The following is a 23231-nucleotide window of genomic DNA, read 5'->3' as shown; positions in this document are numbered from 1 at the left end:
TTGCCCGGGCTAAATCTCCCAGCCTATTTGTTGTAGCACTCCGCAAGCTCCTCTAACTTATCCCAAAGCAGCGTTGTGGACTCCAAAACCACCGGATAGCCTTCGTCCGCACGCAGAGCGGTGTCAAATTGCATCTGTCCGCCCTTTTCCCCCTCCTCCAAACTGACGGTGACCACCATTTGTTCGGGTGGTTGGGCAGCTTGTTCATTATTGACCCAATCGACTACCAAATACCCGTACATTCGGTTTCCCTTCTCAGTTTTTCCAATCTCCATATAGAGCTGAGAGAGTCTGCTCTTAGGGCGGTTTTCCGCACAGAGGATATAGCGAGAGGTACCCTGACGAGAAATCAAGTCATCGCGCAGCGGCGTAAACTCAACAAAGCTGCGGTCGCAGATATTATTGACTAGAAAGGTCAGTGAAACGCCGCTATCCATCACCATCTGCAGCGCCTCCGGGTCGTTTTGGGCATTGAACTCGGGCAAACCGTCCAGCGTACCGCAGCCAGCCACCACCCGCTCTATCTTTCCTATCAGTTCCGGATGGCTTTTCAAAACCTGACCCAAATTAGTAAGCGGCCCCAAAGTGATGATTTGCAGTCTCCCGTTGCACTCGTCAGCCACCTGGCAATAAAGCTCTTCGGCCGTGAGCTCGCTCAAGGCCCGCTCTGTCGGCGGCAACTGCATACCGGCCAAACCGTCCGCCCCGTGGTGCTGTGGATCGGTCACTGCCTCCCGCTCCATCGGCTTTTCTGCTCCCAGCGCAACCGGTACATCCAGATTGGCAAATGCACAGGCCATTAGCACATTGCGCCCAGCCGTCTGTAAATCCACACAGCCCTGGGTCACTGCAATCCCCCGAACGTCCAATCCCTCGCATTTGGCGGCCAGAATCACCGCCAACACATCATCTGCTCCGCCATCAACATCTAAGATAACCGGGATCGGCGATTGTTTGGCAGCACCCGCCGCCTCAACCAGGCCGCCATTGGGATATAACGTCCCCCCGGTGGTGAGGACGCGGCCATTTTTATCGTACTTTGCACAGCCGCAAAGCAAAAGCATCACCGCTACCAAAAGAGCTGTAACTTTTTTCATTGCCTATCCTTTCAGCAACAAACGCTGTTTGTCATTCAGTAAGAAAGACCTGTGCCCAAACCTCACATTACCTTATCTCATGATCATTTAAAGTGTGAAAAGATGTCGGAACTACTCTTTTTGTGCTAGTTATAGCTCAGGCGGATGGTTCCCTGGCCGAAGTCCATCGATCCAGATTTTTGTCCAGAGCCGTAATAGGTGGCCGTTCCATACGCAACAGAAGTCCAGCCATAAGTACCTGCATCGATAAACTTTGTTGTCACTCTGCTGGAATTTTTAAAAAGACTGATGTTCATACCAGCATACCCACCATCAACCTTGCCATATGTCTGCGCATTAGCCGCATAGCCTACAGAGGACGTGTAGTGGACTTGACTGTCAGTAAACTTGACATCCGCTGTATTGTAGCCAAAAGCCACACAAGTCGAGACCATCGCGAGCATCAATGCCGCAGCAAATACACGCAGTAACTTGGTTTTCATCTTTCCTTCTCCTTTCATTTTGGGCACAGCCTCTCTTATATAAACCACACTATTTTTTTCTTATTTGTACATACTTATTAGAAATATATTATAGCACCTTTTCCTTATATTTCGACATTTTTTGAAACAAAAATATGTCCTTATACTATTTTATACATAAAAACAAATGTTTTTTGTTTTTATTTTTTATTATACTGCGCATGTTTTTAAAATATAGCCAAAAAACGCGAAACAAACAAAGCATGTTGTCAACAACTTTCTTTTTGTCACCACAAAAAACAGGCCTTCGGAAGAAGGCCTGTTTCTACTATTGACCATTAATTACGATAAACTCTTCACCAGCAGGCGGCAGACCTCCTCCACCGCCTCGTCCAGCGGCTGGCGGCCCTGCATACAGGGGGCGCAGTCGAGCTGCTGAAAGCCCATGGTGGCGCTGGTGAACACCCGCCAGACATAGGTCCGGTCGGTGGGCTGGGGGAAGAGGCCCTCCTGCGCCCCCAGGCAGGCCAGCTGCCAGGCCAGTTCCTCCACCTGGGCGCGGCGGGTCTGCATCTCGCTGGAGAAGGCCTGGGCCATCCCCTTCCAGTCAGGGACGCCGCCGTAGAGGAGGAGCAGTTGAAAGGGCCCCATGGACTGGCGGCTGACCTCTCCCAGCCGGGTGAGGGCGGCCCGGCACTTATTCAAAAAGCCCTGGGTCCCCTCCACCGCCGCCAGCACCTCGTCCATCTGGCGGAAGAGGTCGTAGAGGACGGTGTGGGAGATGATCTCCTCCTTGGAGGAGAAGTAGTTGTAGAGGGTGCCCTTGCCCAGACCGGCCGCCCGGGCGATGTCATCGGCCTTGAGGGCCCGCAGGTCGGCCCCCTGTAAAGCCAGTTTGCGCACCCCCTCGAAGATGGCGATCTCCTTTTCGCTGTAGGTCACAGCTCTACCTCCTCCCCGCCGGCGGGCATCCGCTCGCCGCCCTTTTTGCGGCGGTGGAACAGGTCATAGAGGATGGGCACCACAAAGAGGGTCAGCAGGGTGGCGTAGGCCAGACCGCCGATGGTGACCACCGCCATGGGTTGGAGCATGTCGGCCCCGGAGCCGATCCCCATCGCCAGGGTGCCCAGCCCCAAGATGGTGGTGAGAGCGGTCATGAGGATGGGGCGGACGCGGGTGACGCCGGTCTCCACCAGGGCCTGGCGCAGGGGGGCGCCCTCCAGCCGAAGTTGGTTGACGTAGTCGACAAAGACGATGCCGTTGTTGACCACCACCCCGCAGAGGACCAAAAAGCCCAGCATGGAGATGACGCTGATCTCCATCCCGCAGAGCCAGAGGGCCAGCAGGCCGCCGGTAAAGGCCAGGGGGATGGTGAACATGACGATGAAGGGGGAGAGCAGCGACTGGAACTGGGCCACCATGATGCCGTAAATCAGCACGATGGCGAGCCCCACCATCTTCAGCAGCTCGATGAGGGTGGAGTTGATGGTCTCGGTCTGCCCCACCAATTCCACCGTGTAGCCGGCCGGGGGCTGGTAGCCGTCCAACTTGGACTGCAGCTCCCGGCTCACCAAGCCGATGTTGTGCTCGGCGTCGATCTGGGCGCTGACCGAGAGGGTGCGCACCTGCCCGTCGTGGCGGATGGAGGAGAGCCCCTCCTCCTGGCTGATTTGGGCGATGTCCGAGAGGGGGATGGCGGTCTCCTCCCCGTCCTTGGTGACGGTGAGCTGGTGGTCGCCCAGGGTGGCCCGGCTGAGGGCCGCCTCTGGGTCCTTGACCACCACGACGGGGTAGTCGCCGTCCTCCAGGGAGAGGGTGGTGGCGGTGGTCTCGGACTGGATGGCCGCGGCCACCTCCTGGTAGACCTGGGCCACCGTGAGGCCGTAGCCCATGGCCTTGTTCTTGTCCACGCTCACCCGCAGTTCATAGGCCGGGTCCTCTGATCCGTCCTCCACGTCCTGGGTGCCCTCGGTCTCCTCCATCAGGGCGGCCACTTCCTGGCCCACCCGGCGCAGGGTGTCCAGGTCGTCGCCCTGGATCTGCACCGTGAGGCCCGAGCCGCCCATGGAGGACATGTCCCCCATGGAGCTCTGGGCGGTGACCTCGCAGGCGAGGCCCACGGTGGCGTCTTTGATCTGCTGGGCGATGTGGCTGCTGTCCGGCCGCTTCCCCTCGGAGAGGATGACGTACATGCTGACACTGCCGCTGCCGCCGGAACTCATCATCCCGCCGCCCTCCATGGCGCCCACCGTCTCCACCCCGGGCAGGTCGCCGACAATGGCGGCCACCCGGTCACCCATGGCGCGGGTCTCGGCGGTGGTGGTCTCGGGTGGCATCTCCACCGTGACGCTGATTTGGTTGGTGTCGCTCTCGGGGATAAAGGCGGTGCCCATCCGGGTGGCGCCGATGCCGCTGACCACCAGCAGCGCCACCACCCCGCAGAGGACCGCCGCCCGGTGGGAGAGGGCTTTGTCCAGCAGCCGGGCATACCAGTTCACAAACTGGTCAAAGAGCCGGTGCTTGGTCTGGTCGGGTCTGCGCAGCAGCTTGGAGGAGAGGGCCGGCACCAGTGTCAGGGCCACGATCAGGCTGGCCACCAGGGAGTAGGCGATGGTGAGGCCCATGTCGGTAAACAGCTCCCGGGAGATGCCCTGGGTAAAGACGATGGGCAGGAAGACGCAGACGGTGGTCAGGGTGGAGGCGGCAATGGCCCCCGCCACCTGGGCCGCGCCCCGCACAGCTGCCTGGGCCGCGCTCATCCCCTCGCCCCGCAGGCGGTAGATGTTCTCGATGACCACGATGCTGTTGTCCACCAGCATCCCCACTCCCAGGGCCAGACCGGCCAGGGAGATGATGTTGAGGGTGACGCCCGAGAAGTACATCAGCGCCACCGCAAAGAGCAGGCTGATGGGGATGCTGGCGGCAATGGCCAGGGTCGGGCGGTAGTTGCGCAGGAAGAGGAGGATGATGAGGATGGCCAGCGCCCCGCCCATGAGCAGGTTTTGCAGCACCGACTGCACCACAATGTCGATGTAGACCCCCTGGTCGTTGAGGGCGGTCAGGTGCAGGCCGCTGTGCTCCTCCTGCAGTTGGGCCATGGCCGCGCGGATGTCGGCGGACACCTGGGAGGTGGAGGCGGTGCTCTGCTTTTGGAAGGTGAGGAGGATGCCGTCGTTGCCGTTGATTTTGGCGTACATCTCGTCGCGGTTGTCCGCAAAGGCCACCTCGGCCACGTCCGACAACTTGATGGTGCCGATGCCCTCCAGGTCGACGGTGAAGAGTTCCAGCCCCGCCAGCTCCTCCACACTGGAGAAGGCGTCGCCCACCTTGACGGCGTACTTCTCCCCCTTTTCGGTGAGGGAGCCAGCGGGCATGGAGAAGTTCTCCGCCGCCAAGATCCCCTGAATGGTCTGGGGGGTCAGTTTGCCGCTGAGGCCGGCGGTCTGATAGGCGGCCTTTTCCGCCTCCTCAAACTGGGTGCGGCCCTGGCTCAACTGCTGCGCTGTGGCGTCCAGCTTCCCCTGGGCCTGGGCGATCTTTTGGGCAAAGAGCATCTTCCCCGCCTCCAGCTGGGTCTCGGCCGGGGCCAGGGCTTCCAACTTGTCGGCCAGGGGGCCCCGCTGGGCCTCCATCTGCCGCAGGCCGCTGTCGGCGGCGGCGATCCCCTCGTCCAACTTGGTCACCGCCTCGCCCAACAGCTGGGCCAGCTGCCCACTCTGCTGGGTGAGGGCGGTCAGCAGGGCCTGTGCCTCCTGCTGGGAGAGAACGCCGGTGTCCTGCAGCCGCTGCACCAGGGCGGTCAGGGCCGCCTCTGCCTCCGGGCCCGCCTGCTCCCCCCCGTCGAGGAAGGCCTGCAGGCTCTGCCGCAGGGTGAGAAGCTGCTCTCTCTGGGCCTTGGTCTGGGCGATGGTGGTGTCCAGGTAGCTCAAGCCCTGGGACAGCTGGGCCTTGCCGTCGGAGAGCTGGGCGGCGCTGTCGGCCAGCTGTTTGGCCTGGGCGGCACTCTCGCTGTCCAGCTTTTCCTGGGCGGCCTTGATCTGGGCCTCCCCCTGGTCCAGCTGGGCCTTGGTCTGGGCCAACTTGGCGTCGATCTGGGCGAGCATCTTGTCGTTGAGGGCGTCGATCTTCTGCTGGTCGAGGGTGACCTGGATCTCCTTTTCCAGCACGCCGGTGGCGCTGACCGAGGCCACCCCGTCCACCCGCTCCAGCGCCGGGAGGACCGTCTCGTTCACCAGCTGGGAGAGGGCCTCGGCGTCCTGCCCGTCGGCGTCCACCGCGGCAATCATCACCGGCAGCATGTCGGGGTTGATCTTCATCAGGGTGGGGGTGCTCACCCCGTCGGCCAGCTGGCCCTTGACCAGGTCTACCTTGCCGCTGAGGTCGATCATGGCGCTGTCCATGTTGGTGCCGTCGGCAAACTGCAAAATCACCATGCTGGTGTTCTCGCTGGAGATGCTCTGCACCTCTTTGATGCCGCTGGTGGTGGAGAGCCCCTTCTCCAGGGGCTTGGTCACCGCCTGCTCCACCTTCTCCGGGCTGGCCCCGGGGTAGGCGGTGATCACCGCCACATAGGGCAGGTCCAGGCTGGGAAGCAGATCGGTCTGCATGTTGGTGAAGGAGATGACTCCCATCAACATCACCAAAATGACTGCTACAAAGACAGTCAGCGGTTTTTTGACACTGAATTTGGAAAGCATACGCGCGCTCCTTTCGGGCTGTGGCGCTCTGCCGCAGGGGCGGGGGTCCGGCGCAAATTTGCAGGGGGCGCGCCGGGCAAAGGCCCCAGGGGTAGAACAGGTGACTGACTGGTCAGTCACCTGTCTATTGTACGAGCCTCTCCCCCTCCCGTCAATCGATTTTCCAGACAAAAAGGGGCCTTTTTAAAAAAGTTTACAAACGCTCTCCCCCTCGGCGCAAAAAAGCGTCCCCCTGCAAGCGGATGCAGGGGGACGCCTGAAAAGGGCCGAGAGAAAAGGGGTTACTCCTCCACCGCCTCGGTGTGGCTGCCCACCCGGCGGGTGAGGCCCATCAGCAGGAAGGTGCCCACCATCCCCGCCACCGGGATGCACATGGCCGAGAGGAAGCTGACCCGCTGGGCCAACTGGCCGGCCAGGGCGTTAAAGAGCATCCCCCCAACGGAGGAGGCCAGCCCCGCGTAGGAGATGGCAGTGGCCGAAAACTGGGGGAAATAGCTGCAGGCCATGATGATCTGCACCGTGTAGATGGCGCCGACCAGCAGCCCCAGCAGGAAGCTCACCACCGGCCAGAGGAGCTTCTGGTCGATGGCCAGTCCCGCCCCCAGCACCAGCGCCCCCAAAAAGGTCATGGTGATGATGTACTTGCGGGGGGAGAGGGCGCGCAGGATGGCGCCGTTGAGCACCCGGCTGATGATCATCCCCACCGAGTAGCAGGCCATGATGGTGGAGCAAAAGGACACCGGGTAGAGCAGGGCGTCTTTGTTGTTGAGGTAGGTGGGCAGCCAGGTGTTGAAGACCTGGGTGGCCGCCGAGAAGATGGCCATCCCGCAGAGGACCAGCATCTGGGGGGAGGTAACGATCTTTTTGTAGGGGATCTTCACCCGCACCCCCGCCTCGTCCACCCCGGAGACGGCGGGTTCAGGCCGCTTGATGACTGCCATGGTGACAAAGTAGGCCAGGGCCAGAAAGACCACCACCAGGCCGAAGGTGGTGTAGGCGGTGTTCCACTCAAAGCCCATCTTGAAGAGGGTGCCGATGAAGACCGGCCCCAGCACCGAGCCCAGCCCAAAGAAGGCGTGGAGGATGCTGATGTACTTGGCCCGCTCGTCCCCAAACAGGTCGGAGATGTAGGCCGCGCAGGCGTTGTCCAACACGCCGGAGACGGTGCCCAGCAAAAAGAGGGCCACCAGCAGCAGCACAAAGGGGGGCGCCATGCCGATGCAGACCAAAAAGCCGCCCATCAGCAAAAACATCAGCCCCAGGGCCTTGTTCTTGTCCAGTCGGTCCACCACCAACACGGTGAGGGCGGTGGCCAGGATCATGCCTGCGCTCTGGAAGATGGAGAAGAGGGACGCCTGGTCAAAGGTCAGTTTGTACCCCTCGATAATGCGGGGCATGGCGTTGCTGAACAGCCCGCTGGAAAGGGCGAAGGCCGCCATGAAGGTGATGACGTAGATGGCCGCGATGGTGCGGCGCTTTTTGTTGCTCACGGATTCGTTCAACTCCTACTCTCTCCCGCCGGCAGAGGGCGCGGCGGGGTGGCCCGCGGCAGATGCCGCGGAAAAACAGGGCTTACTGGGCAGTCAGGGTCTCTTCCTCTTCGCCGCTGTCGGCCCGCTCCACGATCCGCTTGGTGGTGATGAGCACCAGGAAGGTGATGAGCAGCGCGACCACCGGGATGCACATGGCCGCCAGGAAGTTGACCTTCTGGGCCACCTGCCCGGCCAGGGCGTTGAAGCACATCCCGCCGATGGCGGAGGAAAAGCCGGTGAAGGCGGTGGCCGAAGCGGAAAAGCGGGGGAAGTACTCGCAGGCCATGACAAACTGGGCAGTGTAGATGGCGCCGGTGAGCAGCCCCAGCAAAAAGCCCACCACCGGCCAGAGGTATTTCTGGTCCACCAGCAACCCGGTCACCAGCACGCCGGAGGAGCAGATGCTCACCAGGGTGATGTAGTTGCGGGCAGAGATGAACTTGGAGATGTAGCCGTTGATGAGCCGGCTGACGATCATCCCCACCGAGAAGCAGGCCACCACGGTGGAGCAAAAGGAAATGGGGAACAGGTCAGGGTTTTTGTTGTTCAAATAGGTGGGCAGCCAGGTGTTATACACCTGAAAGCCGGCGTAGAGAAAGCTCACCGCGCAGAGGGAGAGCATCTTGGGGGAGCGCAGCATCTTTTTATAGGGGGTCTTCAGCCGCTTGCCCGAGTCGTCGATGTTCTGCACCTCGGGGATGGGGCGCTTGATGACCAGCATGGTCAGGAAGTAGGCCACCGAGATGAAGATGATCACCAGGCCCAGGGTGGTGTAGGCATTGTTCCAGACAAAGCCCATCCGGGTGAGCTGGCCGATGAAGAGGGGCCCCATCAGGGAGCCCAGGCCGAAAAAGGCGTGGAGGATGCTGATGTAGCGGGCCCGCTGGTCGCCGTAGAGGTCGGACATGTAGGAGGAACAGGCGTTGTTGACCACGTTGGAGACAATGCCCATGAGGACAAAGAGCAGCAGGATCAACACGAAGGGGGGCACCGAGCCGATGCAGAAGAGGAAGCCGCCCATCAGCAGGAACATGACACCCAGCATCTTGTTCTTGTCCAGTTTGTCCACCACCAGGGCGGTGAAGCAGTTGGCCAGCAGCATTCCCCCGCTTTGGAAGATGGAAAAGAGGGAGGCCTGTTCCAGGGACAGGTTGTAGGTTTCAATGATTTTGGGGAGGGCGGTGCTGAACATCCCGCCGGACAGGGCAAATGCCATCATAAAGACGATGACAAAGACCGCCGTCACACTCCTTCTCTTTTGATTGGTCACGTGCAATACAACTCCTCACGGTTGCGCAACCGATTGCACAACTTTCACAATTTTTATTCTTGTCAACTTTATCACTCTCCCCTTCCCTTTGTCAATACATATTTTCACAAAAAACATTGCGCCTTTCCGACCAATATGCCGATTTTGTCGGCTATTTGCAAAAAACGCCCCCTGCCCTCTTGACAGGAAATGCAAAAAAAGAGTATCCTTTGAACAGAATGCAACTGATTGCACAGATATGCAACTGTTTCTAGAGAAAGGAGGAGTGCCCGTGGCAACCTTAAAAGAGGTGGCCAAGCTGGCGGGGGTCAATATCTCCACCGCCTCTCGCGCCCTCAACGACTCCCCCAGCATTTCCACCGCCACCAAGGCCCGGGTGCGCCAGGCGGCCGAGGAGCTGGGGTATCGCCCCAACCTCAGCGCCCGCGCCCTCTCCGGCAAGGGGACCGGCGCCATCGCCCTGGTGGTGTCGGACATCATGTCCCCGGTCTGGAACATCCTGGCCGGCGGGGCCTGCGACGCCGCCAGCGCCGCCTCGGTGCCGGTGCTCCTCTACTGCGCGGAGACAGATGCCGACTACTTGGACCGGGTCCTACCCGAGATGATCTCCACCGGGGCCGCGGGGGCGGTTTTGGGCCTGCACCTGAGCGAGGAGGCCCAGCGCAAGACCGAGGCCAGCGGCCTGCCCGCCGTGCTGGCCGAATGCTTCCCCATGGCCGGGCTCCCCGCGGTCTACTCCAGCCGCTACGACGCGGCGCGGGAGGCGGCGGCCTACCTGCAGCAAAAGGGGGCCAAAACGGTGGTGCTGGTCACTGTCCCCGGCTTTGACATGGCCTACAACAAGGGCTGTGCCGACGCCCTGAAGGACACCGGCGCCCGCCTGCGGGTCCTCACCGGCCCCAACACCTACCAGGCCGGGTTCGCTCTGGGCTACTCCCTGGCCGACGAGTTATACGGCCCCACCGGCATCGTCGCCGTCTGCGACGGGCAGGCGCTGGGGGTGCAGCACGCCCTGCAAAACCGGGGGGTGCGGGTGCCGCAGGACTGCGCCATCCTCTCCCTGGAGGACAGCGTCCTGGCCACCGCCACCTACCCCGGGCTGACCACCATGTCCAAGCCACTGTACCGGATCGGCGCCAAGGCCGCCGAAAAACTGCTGCTAAAAATCAAGGGTCAGCCGGTGGAGAGCGAGTGCCTCCGCCACACCCTGACCGTGCGCAAGAGCACCCTGTAACAGGGGGAACGCCCCGACTGCCGGCAGGCCTGGCCAGACCGGTCGCCGAAAAGCCGCCGAGGAGGAAGTATGGAAGAAGAAATACTCTTTGTGGGAACCATCAATATGGGGGTCTCCCTCTACCTGCCCGCCGCACCCACCCTGTGGGACACCGTCAAGGCCGACGAGACCCGGCTGGAGACCGACGGCACCGCCTCGCGCGAATCGGTTTCCGCGGTGCTGCTGGGGGGACGCGCCGCCGTTTTGGGACGGGTGGGCGACGATGCCTTTGGCCAGACCATGACCGAGACCCTGCGCAGTCGCGGGGTGGACGTGCGGGGGATCACCGTCGCAGAAGGCGTCCCCTCGGGGATGATCTTTGTCCACCGCGTCAGCGGGGAACAGGCCCCCTCCCTCATCTACAGCGCCGGGGCCAACGACAGCTATCGGCCGGGTGATCTGGCAGAATTTGAATCTCTCTTTGAAGGGCGAAAGACGGTGGTGATCTCCAACCGGCTGCCCGCCTGTGCGGTGACCGAGGCCGCGACCATGGCCAAGCGCCACGGGGCCTTTGTCCTCCTCTCCGCCACCCCGGTGGAGCGGCTGCCGCTGGAACTCTACCCCTCTGTCGACATCGTCCTCCCCAACGAGGCGGATGTCTGCACCCTCACCGGCCGGCAGGAGCCCGATCTCAAGACCGCCCGCCTGGCCCTCTCCACCCTCTTGGAGCGGGGGGCCCGCACCGCCATCCTCAAGTACGGGGCCGACGGGGTGCTCATCGCCACCGGGAACGAATTCTTGACCCTGGGGCAGCCCGAAATGGGGATGGAGATCGACAAAAACGGCGACCGCAACATCTTTATCGCCGCCCTCGCCCTGGCCCTCAACCGCGGGGAGGAGCTGTACAGCGCCGCCATCTACGCCCAGGCCGCCGCCTTCCTCTCCCGCGCCAAAGAGGGCATTCGCGCCCAGGTCCCCACCCGGGAAGAGCTGCGGGAACACCTGCGCAAAAACCCCATCTTCTCAGAGCAGAACTGAATCTCGTCTGAAATGCCCTCCGGGCTTTTCAAATACATACAACAAAAGAAAAGGAGTCACTATCATGGACAAACCCATCTACACCTTCCTTGCCGGCCCCGACTGCTTCTACCCCGATTTTGAAGAGGTCAAAGCCCAGAAGCAGGCCCTCTGCAAACAGTACGGCCTGACCCCCCTGCCCAATGAGGAGTTCCCCGATGTCATCGAGCCCCCCGTCACCTCCGACAAAGTCTGCTGGATGAACATCAAGCGGCTGGAGCGCTGCGAGCTGGTCTTCGCCAACTTCAAGCACTTCCGTGGCTCCGAGCCCGACGCCGGCACCGTGTGGGAGGCCGTCTACGCCTACGCCAAGGGCAAAAAGGTCTACGCCTACTACGACGAGGAGGACATGATCACCGCTGTCGACAAGTACTACGGCCCGGTCACCTGGAAAGAGGAGACCACCCCCGACGGCAAGGTCATCAAAAAGGCCTACGACAAAGACGGCGCCTTCATCGAGGACTGGGGCAAGATGGTCAACCTGATGATGACCGGCACCTTCCCCTGCATCTGCGGGACCCTGGAAGACGCTCTGGAGCTGGCTGCCAAAGATCTGGGCCTGAAAAAGATCTCTGAGTAATCCCCCTGCAGCAAGTCTCTGTCACCGCGCGGGAAGGCCTTGTCCTCCCCTCGGCAGCAGCACACAGAAAAGAGGTCTGGGAAAATCCCCAGACCTCTTTTTTTCTTTCGCTTTTTGTTTGCCCTGCTTGAAGGACATTCAGGCGCCCTGGCTCCTCGCTTATTAAAAGGAGATGTCGGCGACCTCCCACCCGGAGAAGCGCCCCTCTTCAAAAGTCATACAGACCGCCCAGGGCAGCTTTTCCACCATCTCGGCAAACTGCTCCAGCCCGAAGGCGGGCACAAAGTGGTGGATCAACACGCAGAGGGCGGTGCCGTGGGTGCCGATCACCAGATCCTCCCCGGGGTGGGCGGCCAGGGCGTCTTGCAGCCCAGCAACCATCCGCTCCTCCACCTGGGCGAGGGACTCTCCCCCCGGCAGGTGGTAGGAAAAGTCAGCCCACTGGCGGGGGGAAAAGTCGGAGAAGTCCTCGATCCACTCCCCTTCGCTCGCCACCCGGCGCTCCCGAAAGCGGTCGTCGCAGAGGACCTGCAGCCTCCGGCTGGCCGCAAAGGGCTGCACCGTGTCATAGGCCCGGCGGTAGGGGCTGGAGAGGACCGCCCCTACTGCGCGGCCGGCCAGGTACCCTTCCACCCTGTGCCGCCCCTCCAGACCCCTGGCAGTCAGGGGCCGCAGGGCGTCGTTGTGGACGCTGTGATCCGATTCGGCGTGGCGGATCCAGTACACTCTCTGCACCCTGTTCCCTCCGTTCAGGTGGCGCTGCCGCTCTGTTTTCCCCCCTATCACCCTGGCAGGACAGGCCGATGGCAACCGATTTTACCGGCTTGCCTCCCCTTTGGGGCTGGTGTAGAAATAGCTGTTTTTGTCCAGGCAGCCGCACCAGTCCACCCGCTCCAACATCCGGGCGAGCTCCTTTTGCCCAAGTCCGCCGGCAATCGGCGTCAGTTCAGAGAGCCGTATCACCCGGTGGGCGTTCTCCTCAAAATGGGCCCGCACCCGGTCTTCCAGCGGCTCCCTTTTCGGGGCGGGAGCCGGCGCTTGGGGGTGGCGGCTCCAGTAGGTGCTCAACAGCAGCCCCACCCGCTTTTGCAGGGCCGGCGTCACCCCCGGCCACCCCGCCGCCTCTGCCGGGGAAAACCCGCGCAGGTCCTCCATCTCCCGCAGGTGGTGGAGCTGGCAATAGCGCACAAAGGGCGCGTACACCTCTTTTGCAAATACCTCTTCGATCAACTGCAAACCAAAAATCAGTCCTTTCGCGTAGTGCCACAAGAAGATAGTATACCGACTTTTCCCTGTGCAGACAAGACTTGACATTTGCAGTGCAGTTGCTCTCCCCGTTTTCCCCTCCTCACTCAAAAAAGTCCTCCTTCTCATAGAGCAAAATCCTCTCCTCTCCAGCCGCTGAAGGCGGTGTCGACAAGGACCTGCCGGTTCTCCTCTGGGCCCGCATCGCAAAATCGAATTGACCCGTCTCTCTTCTGTTTTGAGGGGGAAAAGATACGGCCCCCTAGCATTTTCGGTGCCGTGTGCGCCCCCAAGCCTGCCGTCAAAACAAAAGGCCACGGGTAAATCCCGCAGCCTTTTCCCCTCCTTTTTTATTTTGCGCTAATGCGCAGGACACACCGAGCGTTGCCGTGCGCCCCTTTTGGCAGATGCAAAAAAGCAAGCCGCTCACAAAAAACTTTGTGAGCGGCTTGCTTGGTGCGCCAAGAGGGACTCGAACCCCCGACCTTCTGATTCGTAGTCAGACACTCTATCCAGCTGAGCTATTGGCGCTTGTAACGTGCTTATATATAATACACCGGCTGCTGACCGTTGTCAAGCCAAATTGCGAGATTTTATATATCGCAAGGCCTTGGCAAAGGTGTGCTTGTCGTTGGAGTAGGTCAGGTGTCCCGGCACCTCGTCCGGCCCGAAGAATGCGTAGTCGGAAATCTCCTCCTCCTGGATGGTGACCTCGGGCGCGCCCACGATCTCGCAGAGGAAGTAGACCACCGTCTTGTGGATGATGGTGCCGATGTCGTAGGCCACGCTCTCCCGGAACTTGCCCTGCATCTTCACCTGCACGCCGGTCTCCTCCAAAATCTCCCGGCGGGCCGTCTGCCGCTCGCTCTCCCCGGCCTCCATGTGCCCCTTGGGAAAAGCCCAGTGGCCGCCCTTTTTGTGCCGAATCAATAGAAAGCGAAGCTGGCCGCCCTCTTTGGTATACACCACCCCGCCACACGATTTTTCCCGACGCAAACCGATCTCCCCTTTCCTTTCTCTATCATACAGAAAAGCCCTCTGCTTGGCAAGGCGCCTCCCTCAAAAGGGGCAGGGGCGGCCAAATTTCTCCCTTTTGGGCAAGAAAAAGCTCCGGCGCACAGGATTTTCTGTGCGCCGGAGCAGATAAGCGTTCGCTCTCTTATTTGCGGTGGGTGATCTTGGCCCGCTGCTGGTTGTTCAAAATCTTCTTGCGCAGGCGGATCGACTCGGGGGTGACCTCCACCAACTCGTCGTCGGAGATGAACTCCAGCGACTCCTCCAGGCTCATCACTCGGGGCGGGGTCAGCCGCAGCGAGTCGTCGGAGCCGGAGGCGCGGGTGTTGGTCAGGTGCTTGGTCTTGCAGACGTTGACCACCAGGTCCTCGGCCTTGGGGTTGGAGCCGATGATCATCCCCTCGTACACCTCGGTCTGGGCGGGGATGAAGAGGGTGCCCCGCTCCTGGGCATTGAAGAGGCCGTAGGTGACGGCGGTCCCGGTCTCATAGGCCACCAAGCTGCCCACCTGGCGGGTGGGGATCTCGCCCTTGTACTCCTCATACCCCTCGAAGATGGTGTTGAGGATGCCCTCGCCCTTGGTGTCGGTCAAGAACTCGCTGCGGTAGCCGAAGAGGCCGCGGGAGGGGATCAGGAACTCCAGCCGCATCCGGTTGCCGGTGGGGTGCATCTCCACCAGCTGGCCCTTGCGGGTGCCCATCTTCTCCATCACGCTGCCCACGCACTCCTCCGGCACGTCGATGGTCACCCGCTCCACGGGCTCCATCCGCTTGCCGTTCTCCTCGTGGAAGAGGACGCGGGGGGTGCTGACCTGCAGCTCATACCCCTCCCGGCGCATGGTCTCAATGAGGATGGAGAGGTGCATCTCGCCCCGCCCGGCCACATTGAAGCTCTCGGTGGTGTCGGTCTCGCTCACCCGCAGGGAGACGTCCTTGAGCAGCTCTTTGAAGAGCCGGTCGCGCAGCTGGCGGGAGGTGACGTATTTCCCCTCTCTCCCGGCAAAGGGGCTGTCGTTGACCGAGAAGGTCATCTCGATGGTGGGCTCGGAAATCTTGACAAAGGGCAGCGGCTCCGGCGCGTCGGGGGCGCAGATGGTGTCGCCGATGGTGATGTTCTCCACCCCGGAGACACAGACGATGTCGCCGAACTGGGCGCTGTCCACCGCGTCGCGGGTCAGGCCGTCGATCTGGTAGAGGTTGACCACCTTGCCCCGGCGGGGGGTCTGGTCGCCGTGGTAGTTGGTGACCACCACCTCCTGCCCCTGTTTGATGGTGCCCTGCTTGATGCGGCCGATGGCGATGCGGCCCACGTACTCGTTGTAGTCGATGGAGCTGACCAGCATCTGCAGCGGCAGCTCGGGGTCGCCCTTGGGGGCGGGCACCTTTTCAATGATCTCGTTGAAGAGGGGGATCAGGTTGTCCCCCAGATCGCTGTAATCCAGGGAAGCGGTCCCCTCCCGGCCAGAGCAGTAGACAAAGGTGCTCTGCAGCTGCTCCTCGCTGGCGTCCAGGTCCAAAAGCAGTTCCAGCACCTCGTCCTCGATCTCCTCGGGGCGGGCGTCGGGGCGGTCGACCTTGTTGACCACCACGATGATGGTGTGGCCCAGGGCCAGCGCCCGCTCCAGAACGAACCGGGTCTGGGGCATAGGGCCCTCGAAGGCGTCTACCAGCAGCAGCACGCCGTCCACCATCTGCAAGACCCGCTCTACCTCGCCGCCAAAGTCGGCGTGGCCCGGGGTGTCGATGATGTTGATCTTGACCCCGTTGTAAAAGAGCGAGGTGTTTTTGGAGAGAATGGTGATGCCGCGCTCCCGCTCCAGGGCGCCGGAATCCATCACCCGGTCGCGCACCACCTGGTTTTCGCGGAAGATGCCGCCCTGTTTGAGCATCTCGTCTACCAGGGTGGTCTTGCCGTGGTCGACGTGGGCAATAATGGCAATATTTCTCAAATCGTTTCTAGTCAAACTGTGTTCCTCCCCAAGAATGGCTGGCTGTCAAACGGTTTTGGCTCGCTGCCCGCGGCAGGAAAAGCAGCCGGCGGAAGTGTGATCTCCCCTCGTCCGGCTGTACAAGCCCTTTAACTGTCTTATTATACACCGCCACGCCTAAAAAAGCAAAAATATCTCACAAAAAATAGTCAAAAAATTCATCGCAAGCGCCAAATCTGGCCTCTCTTTTCTCCTTTTACCCACTTATCAGCTGCACGCCTTTTCACAGGCGGACACGGGCCTCAAAAGTGCAGGGAGAAGTGCTGCTTTCCCCTTATTTCAGCCAGGGGCCATACTGCCCCCCCGGCAGCCGGTGAGGGGAGAGGGTCGACACCTTTCCCCCGCGATTGCCCGCTGCCAGAACCCGCTGGGAAAAGGGCTCTTTCCCCACCGCCGGCATGGGGCGGACAGGAGGGGCACGGGGGAAAAGGCCGGCCTCTCCCCGCAGTGAAGCGCGAAGAGGCAGCGCGGACAGCGCGCAGGGACAAAATCTCCAAAAAAGAAAGCACAGCTTCCGAAATGTAGAGGCCAGCGCGGCTTTCTCCCATCTCAGTCCGAGTTTGCCCTCTTTCAACGGCCAGCGAGAGCGATAGGGGGAAAAGCTTCCCTTCTCTCTCGATTGTCTGCAGCCAGGGTCCAACATGGGAAAAGGCCTTTCCTCTCTGCTGGCACAGTACGGCTGTAGGGGAAACGCGATCCTCTCCCCGCAGCGAAGCGCGGGGAGGCGGCATCGACGCCGCGCAGGGGCAAAGGACAAAGCCTGCGGAAAGAGAAGTGCAACATCCCCCCAAGATACCGAGGGCGGCGTGCCTTTCCCCATCTCAGCACGGGCCCGCTCTCTCCCGACAGCTGCCAGAGATGGTGGGACATATATTTCCTTCACCCCGTGCTTGCCTGCGGTCAGCGCTCACCGGGGAAAAAGTCCCTCCCTTTCCCCGTCACCGGTACAGGACAGGGCAACACTGAGGGGGAGAGCAAAGAGCACTCTTTCTCCCCGCAGCAAAGCGCAAGAAGACGGCGCTGTCCGGCGCGCAGGCAAAGCCCGTAACAAAAGGGCAGACAACGCACTAAAAATGCAGAGGCCACCCCAGCAACAAACTGGGGCAGCCTCTCCTCTGTCAACTTTCTTCAGTAATTGCGGATGAGCCGCACCACCCGGCCCAGGATGGCCACAGTGTCGGGGTAGATGGGGGCCAGGCGGTCATTTTCGGGCTGCAGGCGGACGCGGCCGTCCGGCTCCCGATAAAAGCGCTTGACGGTGGCCTCGTCTTCGATCAAGGCCACCACGATCTCCCCGTCGCGGGCTTCAGGGGTCTGCTGCACCAGAATGATGTCCCCCTCGAAGATGCCAGCGCCAATCATGCTGTCTCCCTTGACCCGCAGGGCAAAGAGCCCTTCGCCCCGCAGGTCGCTGACGATATAGTCCTCTATATCCTGCTGAGCCAGGATGGGGGTGCCAGCCGCTACTGTGCCCAGCAGAGGGATGGCGGCGGTGTGCCGCCCAGTGATGCGGATGCCCCGGTTTGAGCCGTGAACCACCTCGATCTCGCCGTCCTCCTCGAGCATCTTCAGGTATTTGTGGGCGGTGCAGGTCGATTTGAAGCCCATGGCCGCACAGATTTCCCGCACCGAGGGGGGGATGCCCTCCCCCACCTGGCGGTACAAAAATTCCAGCAGCTCCCGCTTTTTTCGCTCCACCTTTTCCACGGCTCTCACCTCTCTCTAAAATTCAAATGATCACTCAGGTTTTTTCACCTTTTATTAACATATCATTCACAACAAATTGGGCTTCAGGGCTATAATAAAAACAAGCCTAAAGACAATGCCGCAAATGTTTTTAGGACTGCACTATCCTCCTCAAAAGCACCCCTCAGGCTTTTGAATGCCGCCGCCCGCAAGGTTGGCGGCATTTTTTCGCTTCCCGCCCGGCAGCCGCCGCTATTTGAGGTAGATGGTGTGCCTGCGCTTTCTCTTTTTAAAGAGGACGCGCAGGGCGATCGCCCCGCCGGCCGCCACCGCCAGAATGCCGATGAGAACGGCCGGAGACTGCCAGTTGGCAAACCAGTCGTCCCCCTTAGGCTCGGTGGGCAGGCGGTTGGGGGTGCCCGGTATCTGCGGGTTTTGGATCCCCCCGGCCGCCCGGTCGTAGATGAGGTAGTCCTGCCCCTTGTAGGTCAGGGCGACCCGCCCGTCGTCCCCCTCAAAGGCAAACTCGCAAAAAACCCCGCGGGAGTTGACAAAGAAGGTCACCGCCGCCGTCTCGGCGTTCTCCTCCCCTGCGAGGGTGGAGGCCTGGACCGGCAGGGCGGTGCTGTCCAGCCGGTAGGCGCCGTTGTCCAGGACAAAGCCGCCCCACATCTTCTTTTTTAAAGAGAGGATGGCCGCGTCCCCCGGCTGCAGGTCCCGCAGGGCCTCTCCCCTCTCCACCTTGATTTCGCGGCGGACCTCACTGGAGGGCAGGGGGCTGCTCCCGCCGCCGATGGAGGAGGAGCTCTTGAGGATCTCGCTGATGGAAAAGGTGATGCTCCCCTCCCCCACCGAGGTGACCGTTCCCACTGCCAACAGGTCCTGCCCGTTGTGGGTGAAGCGGTAGAGGGCGTCGGCTGCCTGCGCGGGCAGGGCCAAAGCCAAAGAGCCCAACAGCGCAAGCAGCACTGGAACGAGAGCAAAACGCCGCGAGCGGCTGGTCGATTTGTAATGCGTCATGAAAAGTCCTTTCCCCCGGCCAGAGAGCCGGTGGTCTTGGTGCAATATTTACAAATAGTATACCAAAAACTTTGTTCTCTTGCAATTGCCCTTTGGGTGTGGAAAACTTTCGCAATTCTCGCAGCGACAATTCCCATGGCACTGGTGTTTTCAACATCGAATTCCACAGCCGTGGAAAACTCACCCATCAGAATTCCACAGGATTGGATATTACTCGGGGTTTATCCGCTTTTTTTGCAGATTGGCGCTCATTTCGCAAAGGATTTTCGCACTTTTCACACAGTCTACACATTGGTTGGGTAAGCTAAAGGCGTACCCAACCACAGAGTAAAGGAGAAACCACATGCATCTTTCCCAGCGTTTTCAGCGCGTCGCCGCCGTCGGCGCCGCCTCTCTACTGACCCTCGCCGCCCTGACCGGCTGCGGGGCCAAAAACTCCCCTCTCGTGGTGGACGGCAAGGGCGTCTCCATGCCGGTGGTCATGACCATCGACGGGGACAAGGTCTCGATGGACGAGTACCGCTACTACTTCCTCAACATGAAATACGGCTATGACAACGGCGACGACACCGCCTGGGAAGGGCAGGACGAGGTCAGGGCCCAGCTCTCTGACTACGTGCTCAAGGCGCTGCAGTCCAACCGCGCCATCCGCGCCCTGGCGGACGAGTACGGCCTCTCCCTCAGCGATGAGGAGAAGGCCAGCGCCGACAGCCAGCTGGCCTCTGTCAAAGAGAGCTACGACTCGGAAGAGGCCTTTCAGGAGGCGATGACATCCGCCTACCTCACCGAGGACCTCTACCTGCAGCTGATGCAGACCAGCTACCTGCAACAAAAGGTCGAAAACCACCTCTTTGGCGAGGGCGGCACCATGGAGGTCACCGACGAGGTGCTGGGCGAGTTCTTGCAGAAGCGATACGCCCACGTGAGCCATGTCCTGGTGACCAACGAGACCGAGAACGCCGAGGCCTTAAGCCAGGAGATCCTGGAGCGGGCCCGCAGCGGCGAGGACTTTGCCACCCTGGTGAGCCAGTACAACGAGGACCCCGGCCTGACCGAGGACGGCTACTACTTTGGCCCCGGCGAGATGGTGGAGGAGTTTGAAGACGCCTCGTTTGCCCTGGCCGAGGGAGAGATCAGCGACGTGGTCAAGACCTCGTACGGCTATCACATCATCAAAAAGCTGCCCATCGACCAGAGCTATATCGACGAGAACCACGACTCCCTGGTGACCGCCTGCAAGGACGCCCTCTTCAACGACCTGTTGGAGGAGAAGATCAGCAAGCAGGAGGTCACCTACAACAAAAACTACGACAAAATTTCGGTGGAGACCCTCCACTAAAACCAGCCGACCAGATGGCACTTGGCGCCACTTTTTCATACTTTCCGGGGAAAGCCCCCTGCTCGCAATGAGCAGGGGGCTTTCTCTGTCTTGACAGTTGTTTCTAAAGATTTGGGTATGTCAGAGGGTGGCGTTCTCCTCAGCCACAGGAGACGCGCCACCGGTGACGGCTTTCTCCCGCCATCGGCCGGAGCGGACCCGGATGTAGGCCAGGATGGACTCGGAGGTATAGCTGAAAAAGTAGGCCACTGCCACCGTATAAAACCCGAGGAGGGAGGCAAAGCTGTATGCCGCGATCATGCGAAAGAGCATGCCTCCGGCGGTGATGAAGGAGACGGCCAGCACGTCGCCCGCCCCCCGCAGCAGCCCTTCACTCATAAACATGAAGGACATGGGGAAGTAGGCGATGCAAAGCATCCGCAGGTACTGGGCCCCCACCTGGATGACAGCGCCATCGCTCTCGGCCTTGATGAAGATGCCGATGAGATTCCCCCCAAACAAAAAGAGGATGACCGCCATGGCGGCACAGAAGATCATCGACCAGAGGATGCTCACCCGATACCCCTGCTTGACCCGGTTCAGCCGGCCGGCGCCGATGTTTTGGGCACTGTAGTTGGAGAGGGCGTTGTGCAGGTTGTAGATGGGGAGGGTGAGGAAGAGCTCGATCTTCTGGGCCGAGGTGTAGGCCGCCATATAGAGGCTGCCAAAGCTGTTGATGATGCCCTGGATGAGCAGCCCGCTCACCGAGAGGACGATCCCCTGCAGGGCGGAAGAGGCCCCCAGCTTGACGATCAGCCCCAGCAGGTCGGCCCGAAAGCGACCGAACCCGTGGCGCAGCCCTATCTGGCCATCGCCCAGACGGGCGATGCGTCGCATCAGCAGGGGAAAGCCGATGGCGCAGGTAAACACCTGCCCGATGACGGTGGCCAGCGCCACCCCAAAGACCCCCCAGCCAAAGCCAATGACAAACCAGAGGTTGAGGACAATGTTGAGAAGGCCCCCGGCGGCCATGCAGTAGAGGGGCGTTTTCGAGTCGCCCAGGGCGTTGAAAAGGCTGCCGCCGATGTTGGCCAGGAAGATGAAGAGAAAGCCGACAAAGATGATGGTGAGATAGGTGACGCTGTCGGCAAAGACATCCTCCGGGGTGTTGAGAAAGCGGAGGAGGGCAGGGGCAAAAAGAACCCCCAGAATACTGATGAGGATGGAGGTGGCCACCGTAAAGAGGACCGAAGTGCTGAGGATATCCTTGATTTCCCTGCGGCGGCCCTCGCCGAAAAACTGGCCGGTAACAATCGCTACCCCCACCGAAAAGCCAGAGGAGACAATGGTGCCCATATAGAAGATGGGTCCGGCGCCGCCGACTGCCGCCAGGGCGCCCGCCCCTACAAACTGCCCTACAATGATGGAGTCAGCCAGGTTATAGCACTGCTGAAAGATGTTGCCGATGAGGATGGGGATCATGAAGAAAAAGAGGGTTTTCCCCGGCGGGCCAGTGGTGAGATCGCCGGGAATGTAGGGCGGGTGGGCAGAGGGATCTCCCCCCAGCCGCCGTCTGAATAGCTGCATCTGTATCCTCCTTGCAGGTCGGGCCGGCACACGGACCGAACAGGTATCGCGTTCGGCCTTTTGGAGCGCCGCGCCCCCAAAAGCCCGATAGAAGTTAGTATACAGGAAAGAGAGGGCAAGTGCAATCATTCGCCATTTTTTCTTTTTTTATTGCATTTATTTTTGTGCCTATCGGACATTTCTGCTTCCTTTTTCTTTTTCGCTGTGCTATACTTGGTTTTACTCGGCTAAACACAAAGACAGAGGAGGTCGCTATGGACAAGCTGCAAAACATCTATGACCATCCCGATTTTTACGAGGGATACCGCTCCCTGCGGGAAAACCCGGTCAACTACAATGTCCTCCTGGAACACCCAGCCCTCCTTTCCCTGTTGCCGGACCCTGCGGGGAAGGATGTACTGGACCTGGGCTGCGGCTTTGGGGAGATCTGCGCCCTCTGTGCGCAGCGGGGCGCCCGCTCGGTGATGGGGATCGATCTCTCCCAGCGGATGCTGGCGGCCGCAGAGCGGGAAAACGGGAGCTGCGGGATTCGCTTCGAACAGATGGACATGAGTCAGATCGGGGAGCTGGGACAGCGCTTTGACCTGATCCTCAGCTCCCTGGCCGTCCACTATGTGGAGGACTTCGCCGCCCTGGCAAAAAGTGTGGCCAGCTGCCTGCGGCCCGACGGCGTCTTTCTCTTCTCCCAGGAACACCCCATCGGCACCTGTCACATCGACGAGACCGCCCCTTACTGGGTATATGGGGAGGACGGGAAGCCCCTCTACCACCCCCTCAACGACTATGGCCGCCCGGGGAAGCGAGAAATCACCTGGTTTGTGGACGGAGTGATCAAATACCACCGCACCTTTTCACAGCTCGTCAACGCCCTGACGGACGCCGGACTCGTCATTGAGCGGATGGAAGAGCCCCTTCCCTCCCCCGAGTTGGTGGCGCAGTATCCCTTTTTTGAGAAGGAGTACCACAAGCCCAGCTTCCTGCTGGTTCTAGCCCGCAAAAAGTAAAGAGTACCTATAAAAAGAGGGGGCGAAGGGTCGGGTTGAACCGGGTTTTCGGCACTATACATAACTGCGGTGGGGCGGCACCCTCTCCCCCCAAAAAACTGTCCAGCGGCGCTCCTCACGCCCCCTGTCAAAAGACAGAGAAGCCGACAGTGAGCAGATAGAAGATTGAACTGGCGCGCTGCGGATTGGCACAGCAGCAAAAAAGCCCCTGCACTGTTAGAACAGTGCAGGGGCTTTTCCCTTTTTGATCAGAAGGAGACTGGTCCGGAGCCAAAAAAAGAGCACCTGTTTGGGTGCTCTACTTCTGGCTCCCCCTGTTGGGCTCGAACCAACGACCCTGCGGTTAACAGCCGCATGCTCTACCAACTGAGCTAAGGAGGAATATTTGTGTCGGCATCGCCCTATTTTCCCAGGCAGCTTCCCGCCAAGTATCTTCAGCGCTG

Annotated in this window: 19 protein-coding genes and 2 tRNA genes; 5 read left to right on the top strand and 16 right to left on the bottom strand. The window is 60.7% G+C overall.

What is annotated here, in order from left to right:
• Nucleotides 1–23 precede the first annotated feature (23 nt).
• The 6 genes from ACTNAU_RS12050 to ACTNAU_RS12025 all read right to left on the bottom strand — a co-directional run bounded on the left by ACTNAU_RS12050 (nt 24) and on the right by ACTNAU_RS12025 (nt 9057).
• Entirely contained in the window at nt 24–1097 is a 1074-nt protein-coding gene (locus tag ACTNAU_RS12050; RefSeq protein WP_441098560.1) for a nucleoside hydrolase, read from the bottom strand.
• 125 nt (nt 1098–1222) lie between these two features.
• Nucleotides 1223–1579 carry a hypothetical protein gene (locus ACTNAU_RS12045; RefSeq protein ID WP_216402145.1) on the bottom strand — a complete coding sequence of 119 codons (357 nt, stop codon included), beginning with the start codon at nt 1577–1579 and terminating at the stop codon, nt 1223–1225.
• 321 nt (nt 1580–1900) lie between these two features.
• A complete protein-coding gene (locus ACTNAU_RS12040; protein ID WP_441098559.1) occupies nt 1901–2500 on the bottom strand; it encodes a TetR/AcrR family transcriptional regulator in 600 nt (199 codons plus the stop codon).
• Complete coding sequence (locus ACTNAU_RS12035) at nt 2497–6255, bottom strand: efflux RND transporter permease subunit (protein WP_441098558.1); 3759 nt, start codon at nt 6253–6255, stop codon at nt 2497–2499. Before ACTNAU_RS12035 ends, ACTNAU_RS12040 begins: the two co-directional genes overlap by 4 nt.
• A gap of 281 nt (nt 6256–6536) precedes the next feature.
• Nucleotides 6537–7757, bottom strand: coding sequence for an MFS transporter (locus ACTNAU_RS12030; RefSeq protein ID WP_185916700.1), 1221 nt, complete (start codon nt 7755–7757; stop codon nt 6537–6539).
• Between the two features lie 70 nt (nt 7758–7827).
• Nucleotides 7828–9057, bottom strand: coding sequence for an MFS transporter (locus ACTNAU_RS12025; protein WP_256136749.1), 1230 nt, complete (start codon nt 9055–9057; stop codon nt 7828–7830).
• A 271-nt stretch (nt 9058–9328) separates the two neighbouring features.
• Between ACTNAU_RS12025 and ACTNAU_RS12020 the strand changes: the two genes are divergently transcribed.
• The 3 genes from ACTNAU_RS12020 to ACTNAU_RS12010 all read left to right on the top strand — a co-directional run bounded on the left by ACTNAU_RS12020 (nt 9329) and on the right by ACTNAU_RS12010 (nt 11927).
• Nucleotides 9329–10291 (top strand): LacI family DNA-binding transcriptional regulator, encoded by a 963-nt coding sequence (locus tag ACTNAU_RS12020; RefSeq protein ID WP_185916702.1) that lies wholly within the window; start codon nt 9329–9331, stop codon nt 10289–10291.
• A 69-nt stretch (nt 10292–10360) separates the two neighbouring features.
• The gene (locus ACTNAU_RS12015) at nt 10361–11308 is read left to right on the top strand and encodes a PfkB family carbohydrate kinase (RefSeq protein ID WP_185916703.1); all 948 of its coding nucleotides are present in this window, start codon (nt 10361–10363) and stop codon (nt 11306–11308) included.
• Nucleotides 11309–11372: 64 nt separating this feature from the next.
• On the top strand, nt 11373–11927 hold the full coding sequence (locus ACTNAU_RS12010) for a nucleoside 2-deoxyribosyltransferase (protein ID WP_185916704.1): 555 nt from the start codon (nt 11373–11375) through the stop codon (nt 11925–11927).
• A gap of 162 nt (nt 11928–12089) precedes the next feature.
• Here the strand turns inward: ACTNAU_RS12010 and ACTNAU_RS12005 are convergent, their stop codons facing one another.
• From ACTNAU_RS12005 to ACTNAU_RS11970, 8 genes are all read right to left on the bottom strand, one after another.
• Nucleotides 12090–12662, bottom strand: coding sequence for a histidine phosphatase family protein (locus ACTNAU_RS12005; RefSeq protein WP_441098557.1), 573 nt, complete (start codon nt 12660–12662; stop codon nt 12090–12092).
• An 81-nt stretch (nt 12663–12743) separates the two neighbouring features.
• Nucleotides 12744–13157: a hypothetical protein gene (locus tag ACTNAU_RS12000; protein ID WP_441098556.1), complete on the bottom strand. Its 414-nt coding sequence runs from the start codon at nt 13155–13157 to the stop codon at nt 12744–12746.
• A 469-nt stretch (nt 13158–13626) separates the two neighbouring features.
• Nucleotides 13627–13703 (bottom strand) — tRNA-Arg (locus ACTNAU_RS11995).
• A gap of 42 nt (nt 13704–13745) precedes the next feature.
• Complete coding sequence (locus tag ACTNAU_RS11990) at nt 13746–14138, bottom strand: NUDIX domain-containing protein (RefSeq protein ID WP_256136760.1); 393 nt, start codon at nt 14136–14138, stop codon at nt 13746–13748.
• Nucleotides 14139–14331: 193 nt separating this feature from the next.
• Nucleotides 14332–16149, bottom strand: coding sequence for a translational GTPase TypA (gene typA, locus ACTNAU_RS11985; protein WP_185916708.1), 1818 nt, complete (start codon nt 16147–16149; stop codon nt 14332–14334).
• A gap of 1152 nt (nt 16150–17301) precedes the next feature.
• Entirely contained in the window at nt 17302–17880 is a 579-nt protein-coding gene (lexA, locus tag ACTNAU_RS11980) for a transcriptional repressor LexA (protein WP_441098555.1), read from the bottom strand.
• 231 nt (nt 17881–18111) lie between these two features.
• Complete coding sequence (locus tag ACTNAU_RS11975; protein ID WP_441098554.1) at nt 18112–18828, bottom strand: hypothetical protein; 717 nt, start codon at nt 18826–18828, stop codon at nt 18112–18114.
• A gap of 47 nt (nt 18829–18875) precedes the next feature.
• A complete protein-coding gene (locus ACTNAU_RS11970; protein WP_441098553.1) occupies nt 18876–19046 on the bottom strand; it encodes a hypothetical protein in 171 nt (56 codons plus the stop codon).
• Between the two features lie 176 nt (nt 19047–19222).
• Between ACTNAU_RS11970 and ACTNAU_RS11965 the strand changes: the two genes are divergently transcribed.
• Nucleotides 19223–20218 carry a peptidylprolyl isomerase gene (locus tag ACTNAU_RS11965; RefSeq protein ID WP_441098552.1) on the top strand — a complete coding sequence of 332 codons (996 nt, stop codon included), beginning with the start codon at nt 19223–19225 and terminating at the stop codon, nt 20216–20218.
• A gap of 120 nt (nt 20219–20338) precedes the next feature.
• Here ACTNAU_RS11965 and ACTNAU_RS11960 read toward each other — a convergent pair whose 3' ends face one another.
• The gene (locus ACTNAU_RS11960) at nt 20339–21784 is read right to left on the bottom strand and encodes an MATE family efflux transporter (protein ID WP_441098551.1); all 1446 of its coding nucleotides are present in this window, start codon (nt 21782–21784) and stop codon (nt 20339–20341) included.
• 254 nt (nt 21785–22038) lie between these two features.
• Here ACTNAU_RS11960 and ACTNAU_RS11955 point away from each other — a divergent pair, with 254 nt between their 5' ends.
• A complete protein-coding gene (locus ACTNAU_RS11955; protein WP_441098550.1) occupies nt 22039–22788 on the top strand; it encodes a class I SAM-dependent methyltransferase in 750 nt (249 codons plus the stop codon).
• A 305-nt stretch (nt 22789–23093) separates the two neighbouring features.
• On the opposite strand, the gene ACTNAU_RS11950 is transcribed toward ACTNAU_RS11955, so the two are convergent.
• A tRNA-Asn gene (locus tag ACTNAU_RS11950) sits at nt 23094–23169 on the bottom strand.
• Between the last annotated feature and the right edge of the window lie 62 nt (nt 23170–23231).

Origin of the sequence: Bittarella sp. HCP28S3_D9 (genome assembly GCF_052065655.1) — a bacterium.
GTDB classification, from domain to species: Bacteria; Bacillota; Clostridia; order Oscillospirales; family Ruminococcaceae; genus Bittarella; species Bittarella massiliensis.
The sequence above is the reverse complement of the archived record's forward strand: the minus strand, read 5'-3'. Positions and strand labels throughout refer to the sequence as shown.

Coding starts and splice junctions, on each gene's coding strand:
- ACTNAU_RS12050 (WP_441098560.1), bottom strand. CDS start 1,097: ATGAAAAAAGTTACAGCTCTTTTGGTAGCGGTGATGCTTTTGCTTTGC.
- ACTNAU_RS12045 (WP_216402145.1), bottom strand. CDS start 1,579: ATGAAAACCAAGTTACTGCGTGTATTTGCTGCGGCATTGATGCTCGCG.
- ACTNAU_RS12035 (WP_441098558.1), bottom strand. CDS start 6,255: ATGCTTTCCAAATTCAGTGTCAAAAAACCGCTGACTGTCTTTGTAGCA.
- ACTNAU_RS12015 (WP_185916703.1), top strand. CDS start 10,361: ATGGAAGAAGAAATACTCTTTGTGGGAACCATCAATATGGGGGTCTCC.
- ACTNAU_RS12010 (WP_185916704.1), top strand. CDS start 11,373: ATGGACAAACCCATCTACACCTTCCTTGCCGGCCCCGACTGCTTCTAC.
- ACTNAU_RS11965 (WP_441098552.1), top strand. CDS start 19,223: ATGCATCTTTCCCAGCGTTTTCAGCGCGTCGCCGCCGTCGGCGCCGCC.
- ACTNAU_RS11960 (WP_441098551.1), bottom strand. CDS start 21,784: ATGCAGCTATTCAGACGGCGGCTGGGGGGAGATCCCTCTGCCCACCCG.
- ACTNAU_RS11955 (WP_441098550.1), top strand. CDS start 22,039: ATGGACAAGCTGCAAAACATCTATGACCATCCCGATTTTTACGAGGGA.